This window comes from Clostridium sp., from assembly GCF_034179595.1.
Classification (GTDB): Bacteria; Bacillota; Clostridia; order Clostridiales; family Clostridiaceae; genus Clostridium.
The window spans coordinates 60966-73683 of record NZ_JAXFPT010000074.1 but is presented as its reverse complement, the minus strand read 5'-3'; the positions used below and the strand labels follow the sequence as shown (position 1 = coordinate 73683).

The following is a 12718-nucleotide window of genomic DNA, read 5'->3' as shown; positions in this document are numbered from 1 at the left end:
TCTACTAATTTTATTAATATATACTTTATTATAATATCTTAAATATATTAATCAGCTTTAAATTCCATGACTTCATATAGCATTGTTGGAATTTTTATTTCTTCTGTTTTTATTTTTTGTTTATATTTTTTCAAATCTTCCATAGTTTTTTTAGATACAGCTTCACTTGTTGATGGTGCATAATCTATCATTTTTTCTTTAATTCCTAATTGTTGCATATTTTGAGATCCACTTTTAAAACTTCCACGTTTTACGCTTTCACATAGATTAACTGTAGTTTTATCTATGCTTTTAATCATAGAAGATATTATTTGATCTTTATATTCTGGCACAGTAACCCTTTGATCTGTGCCAACTCCAATCACTTTTTTATTTTTTTCTTTTGCTGCTTTAAAAACTCCAAATCCAGATTTTCCAGCTGCTTGGAATATGATATCGCATCCTTCATCATAAAGTTCAATTGCTTTTTCATATGCCTTTTTTTCATCTGAAAGACTTTGAACAAATCTTACATTGCTTCCATCTAAAACACCACTTGCAGCTTTTTCATTAACAGTTTTAATTCCAGCTGCATATCCATTTAAAAATTGCATTCCTATTTCATCATTTATTCCACCAATAAATCCTACTTTATTTGATTTTGTTTCATTTCCAGCTACAATCCCCATCAAAAACGCTCCTTCTTGATGTCTAAATAAAACAGATTTAACATTTACCTCTTCTACTTCAGAGTCTATTATTGTAAAGCTTCTATCTCTTCTTTCTCTTGCTACCTTTTCTATAGCAGCCTTCATATCAGCACCAACTGCAATTATCATTTCACTATTTTCAGAAACCTTTTCAAGTCCATCATCAATTAACTTTTTATCACCTTTAGTTTCAAAATACTCTGGAACTATTTTAATTTTTTCTTTAGCTTCTTCAATTCCTTTTTTAGAAAGTTCTCCAAATGATGCATCTTTAAAGTCTTGCGCTATAAGTCCTATATGAATATCTTCCTTTATACTCTTATTTAAGTTCGAAACACATCCACTAGTATTCAATAATATACTTAGACAAATTAAAGAAACTAATAAAATTGAAATCCATTTACTCCTTTTTAGTTTATTCATATAAGTTCACCTCAATAAAATTTTTCAATTTTATTTTTTCCAATAACTCTTTTTTTAATGCAAAATAAAAGAAGTATCAAAAACTGATACTTCTTTAATATTTACAAAACAATTATTACTTCTCACTTACAAAGAATACTCCAACAGCTTTATCTCCTGAATGTATTCCTACAGAACAACCTACTGGTCCTTCTATATAATCTATATTATTCTCTTCAAGATATGCTTTTAAGGCGTTACATATTTCATCATTATTTACATTTACTACGATTACTGGCAAGTCTTTTCTTATTCCTAGCTCTTCCATATCACTTATGATTTTCTTGACAGCTTTTTTGCTACCTCTTACTTTACCTTTTAGAGCCATAACGCCATCTTTAACTTCAAGTATTAATTTAATCCCTAACATTCCTGTAACAACACTTACTGCTCTTGGAATTCTTCCACCTCTAACTAAATTATCTAATGAATCAAAACTTAAAGAACTATTTATATGTTTCTTAGTTTCATCTAATCTCTTAACTATTTCTTCAATTTTTAATCCTTCATCTCTAAGTTTAGCAGCTTCTATTACAAGTAATCCAAGTCCTGATGTTATTGTTTGAGAATCAACAACTTGAACATCTTCTGTTTCTAACATTTGCTTTGCAAGACATGCTGATTGATATGTTCCACTCATTCCTGATGACATTAAAACTGCTAAAACCTTATAGCCTTGGTTTAAGTACTTTTCAAATGCTTCTACAAATCTATTTGGAACTATTTGTGCTGTTGTTGGAAATGTATCACCATTTTCTATTTTCTTGAAAACTTCATCTAAAGTTATTTCTATTCCATCTAAATAGCTTTCTTCACCAAAATTTATAAGAACCGGTAGTACCTCTACATCCATTTTCTCTAAAAGTTCTTTTGGTAAATCAACAGTACTATCTGTAATAATTTTAATCTTTTCCATCCATTTATTCCCCTTTACTTTATTTCATATTAGGAAAGCCAAATTGTCTTAATGCTTCATATGCAATTATCGCAACAGTATTTGAAAGATTTAAACTTCTTGTACTAGTTTTAATCATTGGAACTCTTATTCCTTCATGAGCATTATGTACATCATCTGGAACTCCACACGTCTCTCTTCCAAACATTATAAAGTCTCCTTCTTTGAATTTAACTTCATCATAATGTTCTCCCCCATGAGTTGTTGCTAAATATATATTATTATCTCCATATTTCTTCATGAAATCTTCGTAGCTCTCATGTACTTCTAAATCTAATTGATCCCAATAATCAAGACCTGCTCTTTTAACTTGCTTTGAACTTATATCAAAACCTAGTGGCTTTATTAAGTGAAGCTTTGCTCCTGTTAATACACAAGTTCTTGCTATATTCCCTGTATTTTGTGGTATCTCTGGTTGATACATAACTATATTTAAATTCAAAAAATCACCTTCCATTATCAAATATGAAGAAAAAAGAAGATGAATTTACATTCATCTTACGCTTCTACAATCTCATTTACTTAGACTATATTAAAAATAATACTACATCAATTCTCTTTAGTCAAAGAATTTATAAAACAGATAACTGTCAAATAATAATATATTATTAATAAAAAATAATAATTATATTATATATTTTATTGTACATTTTGGTATGTATTTACTTACCGTTTCTTTGAAAAACACTTTCATTTTTTCTAATTCTTCTTTGTTATAAACATATTTTGTATAACCAAATTGACCATATTTAAGAGTTCTATTTTCTTTATCCATCGGAAGTTCTGAATCTGGATAAATACTTAAAATTTGATTTTTGGCTCTTTCTGTATATCTATGAGAAATTATTTCTATATCTATATTTCTATCTAAATCTTTAAATTCTTCTCCTACTCTTTTAATTAAATCTTCATATTCTTCCATCCAGTTTTCATATATAAATACTGGTGCTATAATAAACCCTATTTTATATCCATCATCATATAGTTTTTTAGCAGCTTCAATTCTTTTTTCAAATCTATCTGTTGCTCTTTCAAATTTTTTAATTATAGTATCTGTATTTAAACTAAATCTTACTGTAGTTCTTCCATTGTGCTTAGCTCCTATTAAAGAGTCAACATCTGAAAATTTTGTTACAAATCTAAAATAACTAAATTCATTTGCTCCAAAAAATTCAATAGCAGTTTTCATAGCACCTGTATATGCTTCTGTTGGAATTGGATCTGATGTAGCTGCACCTTCAAAGATTGTAGTTTTTGGTTTTCTTTCATTTATATATTTTAGTGCTTTTTCTAATATTTCATCCACATTTACATAAATCTTTGTATAAGGTCTTTTACCTAATTGCGTGTTTAAATAACAATATTCACACATACCACTACAGCCACTTATTAATGGTAATTGATAATTAGCTGATGGTTTACAACTTTGAAATTCTGTTATTTTTCTAACTCCAACTACTAAAGAACTTTTACCTGAAACAAAACTTTCTATAGGCGTCTCAGTCTTTTTTCCTACAAATCTTCCGCCTTTATTTACTACGACATCTGTATCTTCATTGTTAAAATATGAATATAATCTTTTTCCTAACGGATATTCTAATGATTTTTCATCAAAAATAACTTTAGCCGGTTTAAACATAAAATCACCTCTAAAGTAGTATTTTTTTATTTATACCTTTACCAATTATTTAATATAAATTTTTTAAGTGCCTTACTTACTCCATCATTTTCATTTGTATCAGTTATATAATCAGCTATACATTTAACCTTATCTATACCATTTCCCATTGCTATGCCAAGTCCTGCATATTCAATCATCGATATATCATTTTCATTATCTCCTATACATATTACCTCTTCACGTTTAATTCCATAATGTTTTGCTAAAAATTTAACTGCATTTCCTTTAGAAATATCCTTAGCATTTATCTCTATACTTCTATGTCCTGAACAGTAATATACGATATCACTTAATTCATCAAGTCTTTTTCTAAATTTTTTGCTTCTTTCAGCTGAGATAGAAAACATAATGCATTTAACAATATCATCTTTGTATATTTCTAATACTTCATTTAATTTCTTCTCATTTTTTACTGTTTTAATATCTATTAAAAAATCTTTATTATCCTTTGTTGAAAATACCGCTCTAGCTATTGCATTACTTATATAGCTATTTGTAATTATTGTATCCATGGTATGTAAATGTAAGACTACTCCACATTCATTAGCCGCCTGCATTATTTTTTTACATATATCTTTATCAATATTTTTCTTAAATATTACTTTATCACTTCTTTTTGTTCTAATAACAGCACCATTTGCTGCTATAACCTCTGTTGATGCTCCAACAAGATCTGAATAATATCCAGCATTATTATAAAGTCTTCCAGTTGTTATAACTACTTTAACTCCTTTATCTGCAACCTCTTTTATTGTTTTTTTACTCTCATCTGATATAGATTTTCTCTTTTTAAGCAAAGTTCCATCCATATCAATACATACCATCTTATAATTCATATTTTCATCTCCACTATTTCAAATATCATAAAAAAGCAAGTTATAATAACTTGCTTTATTAATTAATCTTTTTTAATATTTATATAATAACATATAATTTTTAATTATCCTATAATCTTATATTTGCTCCTAATTTGAGATGTTTCACCATCATAATCAAAAGCTTCTATTGATATAGTCAATTCTCTATTTTTAGGCTTATAAATTGTATTTAAAGGAATTTTAAAACTAGTATCATCTTTATCAACCGTTCCAACCCAATAATTATCAACAAATATATTATAGCCTAATAAATCTATATCTCTATTTTTATTCCAAGTTACAAATATATACTCATTATCTTTTGTAACATTTAAACCAGATACTTGTTTAGGTTGTAATACTAATTCTAAATTATCTGGTCCCCAATTTGCATCTACAGGATTACCTACTCCATTTACAATTTGACTTTCGCTATATTGCCATATTCTCCATCTTCTCCATCCTCCTATATTAGGTGGTACAGGTGGATTTCCTGGAACACTTCTATACATCGCAATCCAAAGTGGCATATTACTCAAAGGATAAGTTCCATCACTTCTCCTAAAATCATTGTAAAGTTGTATGAAAAATAATCCTGTATATAACATAAGTCTTCTTCTAGTCTTTTTTTCAAATCTTTTTCTAAATCTGTCTACCCAATTTAAAAGTGTGTCTGTATCTATTTGAGGATCAAGTGGTGCTTCAACATCTATTACTGGAAATAAGTCTCCATAATTTTTATTTCCAAATCCTCTTTGAAGTGTATCAATAAAATTATCACATTGGGAATCTGCTGTTAAAACATTATAAGATGGTACTGCATAATGATATGCACCAACTGGTATACCATAATTTCTGCTTTCTCTTGCAAAATCTACGAATTTTCTATCTTCTCTAAATGTTCCAGTTGCAGAACCTGATGCTCTTAAGTATAAGAAATCAACTCCAGTTGCTAATGTTCTAAAGTTAACTTCTGTTGTATATTCATTTAAATCCACGCCAAATGTACTTCTAGGATTTCTATCTTGCATAATTCCTCCAAAGAAAATATTTATTCTCTATTAAGGTATTATTTTAAGAGATATAATGTTACATCAAATAGATAATTTATATTTTTAATTTTATATGGAAACTTATATCATTTCCATAGCACTCAGCCCAAATTTCTCCGCCATGCATTTCTACTATGCTTTTAGAAATTGCAAGTCCAAGTCCTGAACCCCCAAGGTCTGTACTTCTTGATTCATCTAATCTATAAAATCTATCAAATAGCTTATCTAATTTTTCCTTTGGGATATTTTCTCCTTTATTTTTTATAGTTATTTTTGCATAACCATCTTTTTTATAAACTCCAATAACAACTGTACCAGGTTTATATGAATATTTGACTGCATTACTTAATAAATTTTCAACTACTCTAACCATTTTCATAGGATCAATACTTACTATAATTTTTTGCTCACTTAATGTTTTTACTTGTTCTACATTTTCTCTTTCAAAATAAGGCTTCATCTCTTCTGATACTTGTGATATAAAATCCACAAGATTAATTTCTGATTTTTCAAGTTTCATTCCATTATTATTTAATTTTGTATATTCGAATAAATCTTCTATTAAAATTCTAAGACTTTCTGATTTATTATAAGCTATATCTAAATATTCATCTCTTGTTTTTTCATCATCATATCTTTTATCCCTAACAAGACCAATATATCCCATTATAGATGTTAAAGGAGTTCTCAAATCATGTGAAACATTTGTAATTAAATCTGTTTTTGTTTTTTCTGAATATTGTTGTGCTTTTATCCTTGAATTTATCTCTTCAGCCATATTATTCACATTAATTGCAATATTAGCTATTTCATCATCGCCTTTTTTAGGTATTTTATATTCTAAATCACCATCTGCAATACATTGAATACCTTTTGCTATTTCATCTAAGTATTTTGTTTTTTTATTGCTTATAATGAAAAATAACATAATAAATATTATTACAGATAATATAACTGCAAGATAAGACCTATTAAACTCATAATTAGAATACTCTATACTTGCTTGTGGTATATCCCTATAAATCAAATAATATCTTCCATTTTCAATACTAATAGGATACATAAGTGTATATTCAGTTGCTGTATTTTCACTTATCATATTATTCTTTGATACATTTTTTAATATACTAAATATATCTAGTTTTTCTTCTGATGCATTATCATTTTTATATATAACTTTACCATCTATATCTGTTATATAAATTTTATTAGAATCATTAGAATTATTATCTAAAATCTCTTTAAAAGTTTTTTTATCTTTAATTTCTAGATTATCATTTTTATTATCGTAATCATTTTTTCTATTTTCAATTTCATTAACTATATATTGAGCATTTGATTCTATACTACTATAGTTATATATTATTTCAGTATTAGTTTTGGTTCTTGTAAATATATCATCTAAAAATCCATAAGATAATATAGAAATTAAAAAACATGTACCAAATAAGACCATGAGTTGAAATCTAATACTCTTTTTTACTTTTTTATTTACATAATCAAATAATTTCTTTATATATTTTAATTTTAACCAATTAAATATAGCTTTTTTCATAAAATTCTTTTTGGTTTTTTTCTCTTTATTTTTCAATTTTATATCCTACTCCCCAAACTGTTTTTATAAATCTTGGATTTCTTGGATCTTTCTCAATCTTTTCTCTTATCTTCCTTATGTGAACCATAACCGTATTATCTGATTCCATATATTCTTGATTCCAAACGCTTTCATATATATTTACTATAGAAAATACTTTTCCTCTATTTTTAGCAAGAAGCACTAGTATATCAAATTCAATTGGAGTAAATTTAATACTCTTATCAGCTAAAAATACTTCATGTGTATCTATTTTTATCACTAAATCATCTATAGTTATAGTTAATTTATCTTCTTTATCTTGATATTTATTAAACTTTTTATACCTTCTAAGTTGAGATTTTACTCTTGCTATAAGTTCTAATGTATTAAATGGTTTGCTTAAGTAATCATCTGCACCCATATTAAGACCTAATATCTTATCTATATCTTCTGATTTAGCAGAAAGCATTATTATTGGTAATTCATTTTCTTCTCTTATCTTAATACAAGTTTCTATTCCATTTAACTTAGGCATCATTACATCTAATATAACTAAATCAACATCATTTCCTTTTAATAAATATAAAGCTTCTTCCCCATCTTTAGCTTTTAATGTTTCATACCCCTCACTTTTTAAATATATTTCAATTAAATTTCTTATATCTTTCTCATCATCTACAATTAAAATCTTTTCTTTACCCAAATTTATAACTCCCTCCATAACATAATCATCTCTAATATAATGTTATTATAAAGTTTACTTCTTAAATAATTCTGTAAAAATTTCTTAATATATTCTTAACATATTAAAATATATTTATTATCTAATAATATAAAAAATAAGCTAAACTTAAAAAGTTTAGCTTAAAATCTTTCTTTATAATTTATATAAAACTATCTTTTTTCTTTCATTGATTCTTCTATTATTCTATCAATTAATTCGCTATATGACATATTTCTTCCAGCAACACTCTTAGGGAATAAGCTATTTTTAGTCATTCCTGGTAAAGTATTTACTTCTAATATATATGGTACTTTTTCTTCTGTAATTATCATATCAACTCTAGCATATACAGCACACTTTAAAGCTCTATATGTTGCAAGTGCCATTTCTTCAACTTCTTTGTGAAGATCCTTTTCAAGTTCTATAATAAATTCATCTGATCCACCATCATTGTATTTTGCTGCAAAATCAAAGAATTCAGCATTTGGTTTTATAGCTATAACAGGATACATTTCATCAGCTAAGATTGGACAAGTTATTTCTTCACCTTTTATGAATTTTTCAATCATAACTTCACTATCCCATTTAAATCCTTCTTCTACTGCATTTAACACTTCAGACTTTTCTTTAACAATAAAAGTTGCAACACTTGATCCACCATGAGTTGGTTTAATAACTACTGGATAACCTAACTCTTCAATTGCTTCATAATCAAGCTCTGAAATATTTCTTAAATTTATCCAAGGAGCAGTTCTAACTCCTGCAGCTTTTAAAAGACTCTTTGTCATGTCCTTGTCCATACAAGCTGCACTACTTAATGGACCACAACCTGAATATGGTATATCTAAAGATTGTAATACTGATTGAACAGTTCCATCTTCACCAAATTGTCCATGAAGTACTAATAATGCAAAATCTATCTTTTCATCTTTTACCTTATTTATTATATCTTCTTTTTTATCTATTACTATTTTAACTACATCATACTTATTAGTATCTATACTATTTAAAACTGATTCTCCACTTTTTAAAGATATCTCTCTTTCTGATGAGATACCACCCATTATTACTCCGACTTTCATATCCGTACCTCCAAAATAAATTATGCTAATAAATTTATATAAGCAACTATATTATTTTATCCTATATTATCATTATAATAAAGTATCTAAAAAAAGAAAGAACCACAAGTTATATATTTTTTATATCTAGTGGTTCTCTTTTTAAAAAAACTCTTTTAAATTTGCATTTATATATATAATAGTATAATGTAATCATATGAAAATATAATAAGGAGGTTTTTTAATGCAAGAAAAAAATAAAGCAATTATACTTATGATAATTTCAGCTATCGCATTTGCAGTTATGGGTACTTTTGTTAAACTATCCGGCAATTTACCTGCTATAGAAAAAAGTTTATTTAGAAATATTGTAAGTTGTATAGTTGCATTTTATTTAGTTAAAAAGAGTGGAGATCCCCTATTTGGAAAAAAGGAAAACTTAAAATATCTAATAGGTAGAGCTTTACTTGGTACTATAGGAATTATAGCTAATTTCTATGCAATTGAACATTTAATTTTAGCTGATGCTAATATGTTAAATCAACTCTCACCATTCTTTACAATTATATTCTCTAGTTTATTTTTAAGAGAAAAGATTACAAAAAATCAAGTTATAATACTTGTAACAGCATTTATAGGAAGTTTATTTATAATAAGACCTACATTTAGTTTAGAAATAATACCAGCTTTAATTGGTCTTTCATCTGCAATATTTGCAGGAGGTGCTTATACATTTGTTAGATTCTTAGGAGATAAAGAAAAAGGGCCTACTATAGTGTTTTTCTTCTCATTCTTCTCAATAATTGCAACTCTACCATTTGTATTAGTAGACTTCAAACCAATTACTATGATTCAATTATTCTATCTACTAATGGCAGGTGTAGCAGCATCTGTTGCTCAATTTGCACTTACAGCTGCATATAAACATGCACCAGCTAAGGAAATATCAATATATTCATATACTCAAATAATATTTACTGCTTTAATTGGTTTTGTACTTTTCGCTCAAATACCAACAGTACTTAGCTTTATTGGTTATGCAATTGTAATATTAGCTTCTATTGGAATGTTTATATACAACAACAAAAAAGTAGCTAATTAAATAAAAAAAAGATTATCTAAGCTAAAATTTAGATAATCTTTTTTATTTATTCTACATATATTTTTCTTTATCTTCCCACTTACATATATGATTTAATGGACATCTAAAACATTCTGGTTTCTTTGCTTTGCAACATCTTCTTCCATGAAAGATTAAAAGATGATGTGTATGAGACCATTCTTCTTTTGGCAATTCCTTTTGTAGTTGCTTTTCTACTTCCAATACATTATCTGATTTTGCAAGATCTAATCTATTTGCAACTCTAAAAACATGTGTATCAACTGCAATTGAAGGCACCCCAAAAGCATTTGATAATACAACATTTGCAGTTTTTCTTCCAGCACCTGCAAGAGACATTATACCTTCCATAGTCTTTGGTACTTCTCCATTAAATTTTTCCTTAAGTTGTCTACACATAAGTATTATATTTTTTGATTTATTTCTATATAAACCTATCTGCTTTATTCTTTCTTCTAATTCATCATTGCTTAAAGTTAAAAAAGCATCTAAATCTGGATAATCCTTAAATAATGTTTCTGTGATTTCATTTACCTTTTTATCAGTTGATTGAGCTGATAAAATAGTTGCAACTAAAAGTTGAAATGGTGAATTATAGTTTAATTCACATTTTGCATCTGGATATGTCTCTTTTAATATATCAAGTATCTCTTTAGTTCTCTTTTTCATTTTTACACCTCTAGTTTTATTTTTTAATTTATAAATATTTTAACCTAAATTGTAAAGAAACTCGCCCTAAAAGAGCGAGTTTTTATTTAGCTTCTAATCTCTCACATAATTATGATTTATTTATATACGCCTCTATAATTTTCTGGTAAAAGATTTGCTATAGATTTCATAAGAATTTTCATACATTTATCATCATAATCATGTTTACTTTCTTCTTTTTCTTTTTTTGGAAGAATTACTGGATTACCGAATTTTATATTAACATCTGCATCATGCCACTTTTCTCCTCCCATATCACCATCTGAAGATATTGGAAGTAATTTTTCCGTTCCACTCATTCCTATTGGAATAACTGTTGCATTTTTGATTTTAGCAAGAAGTAACACGCCTTTTTTACCTTCTATCATAGCCCCTGTTCTACTTCTTGTTCCTTCTGGAAATATCAAAATATTCTCTCCACCTTTTACCGTTTTAACCATCTTTGTCATAGCTTCTTTATCAGCAGTATTAGGTCTTATTAATATGTTTTTAACCATCTTTATTCCTATATTTGTTACAGGGTCATCAGATAACTTTTTACCTGCTATAAAATAAGGATCGAAATCTTTTTTTAGTATTTTATTTAAAACTAATGCATCAGAATTACTTAAGTGATTGCATATAAATACTATAGGACCTTGGACCTTTTTTAAATTTTCATATCCTTCAACGCTAATATTTGCATGATTTTTTATGAATCTATCTGTTATCTTCTTGCCAGTAAATACTACTAAACTTTCTGGTAACATTCCTATGCATTTTGCTATAAACGGCGATAACATAAGATACTCCACCTACTTCCCAAAATAATAATCTACACTATATTATATTCTAGAAATTTATAAAAGTCTATCTATATAAGACCTTATATATGGTGATTCAGTTTTTATATCTTTTATATCTTCATTTTTATATTTCTTTTTTCTTATTATTGCATTTCTTATTAATGTGTTTTTGCCTCTCCATCCACATGATGTATTTTTATAAGTTTCTTTAAAAGCTGAATTATTCATAGCTATTATAAAATCTTCATTATCTTTTTCCATAAATTCTTCTACTTTTAATTCGTTAATCTTAGTAAACTCAGCCTCTTCATTATATGGGCATTTTAATTGACAATTATCACATCCAAATATTCTTCCATTTAATAAATTCATCTCTTTATCATTTAAGTCCTTTTTTTGTGTTAAATATGAAACACATATATTAGGATTTATTCTAAAATTATTTATAGATTTTGTAGGGCATTCTTTAAGACAATTTCTACATTCCCCACACCCTCTATATTCTTTGATTTTATCAAATGTAGTTTTATCTTCTTCATATAACTCTAAATCAGTTATTATTTCACCTAAAAATACATATGAACCATATTTCTTAGTTATAAGCATATTATTTCTTCCTATAAATCCAATTCCAGCTAAGCTTGCAATATATCTCTCCGGCAAAGCATTACTGTCTACTAAAGGTTTTGCTTCTCCACCATTTTCTTCAATAAACTTACATATCTTTTCTAAATAACTATGAACTACTCTATGATAATCCGTTCCTTTTGTATAAACTGAGAAGCCATTATCAAAAAAACTATCAGACGTAGCATAAGGGAAGGCTATAGATATTATAGTCTTCCCGCTTTCCATATATATATTAGGTTTTATTCTTTTTTCTATATCTTCTTCTTCAAATTCATTCTCTAAAGATAATTGTTTTCTAGTATTATAAAATTCTCTAAGTTCCTCAAATTCTCTACACCTTATAAAGCCAACTAAATCTAAATCTAAATTTTTGCAAAACTCCAATATCTTTCTTTTTAATTCCATTCTTCTATTCTTC

General features: G+C 26.9%; 13 protein-coding genes. 1 reads left to right on the top strand and 12 read right to left on the bottom strand.

Annotation, left to right across the window (positions count from 1 at the left end; translation table 11 throughout):
- Positions 1 to 47 precede the first annotated feature (47 nt).
- The 9 genes from SPJ33_RS09480 to SPJ33_RS09440 all read right to left on the bottom strand — a co-directional run bounded on the left by SPJ33_RS09480 (position 48) and on the right by SPJ33_RS09440 (position 9078).
- Positions 48 to 1112 (bottom strand): BMP family ABC transporter substrate-binding protein, encoded by a 1065-nt coding sequence (locus tag SPJ33_RS09480; RefSeq protein WP_321117722.1) that lies wholly within the window; start codon positions 1110 to 1112, stop codon positions 48 to 50.
- A 115-nt stretch (positions 1113 to 1227) separates the two neighbouring features.
- A complete protein-coding gene (locus SPJ33_RS09475) occupies positions 1228 to 2067 on the bottom strand; it encodes a DegV family protein (protein ID WP_321117721.1) in 840 nt (279 codons plus the stop codon).
- Between the two features lie 19 nt (positions 2068 to 2086).
- Positions 2087 to 2548, bottom strand: a complete 462-nt coding sequence (locus tag SPJ33_RS09470; RefSeq protein WP_321117720.1) for a tRNA (cytidine(34)-2'-O)-methyltransferase — start codon at positions 2546 to 2548, stop codon at positions 2087 to 2089.
- A gap of 183 nt (positions 2549 to 2731) precedes the next feature.
- Positions 2732 to 3745, bottom strand: a complete 1014-nt coding sequence (gene splB / locus SPJ33_RS09465; RefSeq protein ID WP_321117719.1) for a spore photoproduct lyase — start codon at positions 3743 to 3745, stop codon at positions 2732 to 2734.
- 38 nt (positions 3746 to 3783) lie between these two features.
- A complete protein-coding gene (locus tag SPJ33_RS09460; protein WP_321117718.1) occupies positions 3784 to 4623 on the bottom strand; it encodes a Cof-type HAD-IIB family hydrolase in 840 nt (279 codons plus the stop codon).
- Positions 4624 to 4727: 104 nt separating this feature from the next.
- Positions 4728 to 5675, bottom strand: a complete 948-nt coding sequence (locus SPJ33_RS09455) for a glycoside hydrolase family 25 protein (protein WP_321117717.1) — start codon at positions 5673 to 5675, stop codon at positions 4728 to 4730.
- Positions 5676 to 5751: 76 nt separating this feature from the next.
- Complete coding sequence (locus SPJ33_RS09450; protein WP_321117716.1) at positions 5752 to 7287, bottom strand: HAMP domain-containing sensor histidine kinase; 1536 nt, start codon at positions 7285 to 7287, stop codon at positions 5752 to 5754.
- Positions 7277 to 7993 carry a response regulator gene (locus tag SPJ33_RS09445; RefSeq protein ID WP_414627222.1) on the bottom strand — a complete coding sequence of 239 codons (717 nt, stop codon included), beginning with the start codon at positions 7991 to 7993 and terminating at the stop codon, positions 7277 to 7279. The genes SPJ33_RS09450 and SPJ33_RS09445 overlap by 11 nt, the downstream gene beginning before the upstream one ends.
- Positions 7994 to 8166: 173 nt before the next feature.
- Positions 8167 to 9078 carry a D-alanine--D-alanine ligase gene (locus tag SPJ33_RS09440; RefSeq protein ID WP_321117714.1) on the bottom strand — a complete coding sequence of 304 codons (912 nt, stop codon included), beginning with the start codon at positions 9076 to 9078 and terminating at the stop codon, positions 8167 to 8169.
- Between the two features lie 223 nt (positions 9079 to 9301).
- Between SPJ33_RS09440 and SPJ33_RS09435 the strand changes: the two genes are divergently transcribed.
- A complete protein-coding gene (locus SPJ33_RS09435; protein ID WP_321117713.1) occupies positions 9302 to 10159 on the top strand; it encodes a DMT family transporter in 858 nt (285 codons plus the stop codon).
- Between the two features lie 51 nt (positions 10160 to 10210).
- Here SPJ33_RS09435 and nth read toward each other — a convergent pair whose 3' ends face one another.
- The 3 genes from nth to queG all read right to left on the bottom strand — a co-directional run bounded on the left by nth (position 10211) and on the right by queG (position 12705).
- Positions 10211 to 10846: an endonuclease III gene (gene nth / locus SPJ33_RS09430; protein ID WP_321117712.1), complete on the bottom strand. Its 636-nt coding sequence runs from the start codon at positions 10844 to 10846 to the stop codon at positions 10211 to 10213.
- Positions 10847 to 10962: 116 nt separating this feature from the next.
- Positions 10963 to 11667 carry a lysophospholipid acyltransferase family protein gene (locus SPJ33_RS09425; protein ID WP_321117711.1) on the bottom strand — a complete coding sequence of 235 codons (705 nt, stop codon included), beginning with the start codon at positions 11665 to 11667 and terminating at the stop codon, positions 10963 to 10965.
- A 57-nt stretch (positions 11668 to 11724) separates the two neighbouring features.
- Positions 11725 to 12705: a tRNA epoxyqueuosine(34) reductase QueG gene (gene queG, locus SPJ33_RS09420; protein WP_321117710.1), complete on the bottom strand. Its 981-nt coding sequence runs from the start codon at positions 12703 to 12705 to the stop codon at positions 11725 to 11727.
- Positions 12706 to 12718: the final 13 nt, after the last annotated feature.

Coding starts and splice junctions, on each gene's coding strand:
- nth (WP_321117712.1), bottom strand. CDS start 10,846: ATGAAAAAGAGAACTAAAGAGATACTTGATATATTAAAAGAGACATAT.
- SPJ33_RS09435 (WP_321117713.1), top strand. CDS start 9,302: ATGCAAGAAAAAAATAAAGCAATTATACTTATGATAATTTCAGCTATC.
- SPJ33_RS09425 (WP_321117711.1), bottom strand. CDS start 11,667: ATGTTATCGCCGTTTATAGCAAAATGCATAGGAATGTTACCAGAAAGT.
- SPJ33_RS09445 (WP_414627222.1), bottom strand. CDS start 7,993: ATGGAGGGAGTTATAAATTTGGGTAAAGAAAAGATTTTAATTGTAGAT.
- splB (WP_321117719.1), bottom strand. CDS start 3,745: ATGTTTAAACCGGCTAAAGTTATTTTTGATGAAAAATCATTAGAATAT.
- SPJ33_RS09455 (WP_321117717.1), bottom strand. CDS start 5,675: ATGCAAGATAGAAATCCTAGAAGTACATTTGGCGTGGATTTAAATGAA.
- SPJ33_RS09475 (WP_321117721.1), bottom strand. CDS start 2,067: ATGGAAAAGATTAAAATTATTACAGATAGTACTGTTGATTTACCAAAA.
- SPJ33_RS09440 (WP_321117714.1), bottom strand. CDS start 9,078: ATGAAAGTCGGAGTAATAATGGGTGGTATCTCATCAGAAAGAGAGATA.
- queG (WP_321117710.1), bottom strand. CDS start 12,705: ATGGAATTAAAAAGAAAGATATTGGAGTTTTGCAAAAATTTAGATTTA.
- SPJ33_RS09480 (WP_321117722.1), bottom strand. CDS start 1,112: ATGAATAAACTAAAAAGGAGTAAATGGATTTCAATTTTATTAGTTTCT.
- SPJ33_RS09460 (WP_321117718.1), bottom strand. CDS start 4,623: ATGAATTATAAGATGGTATGTATTGATATGGATGGAACTTTGCTTAAA.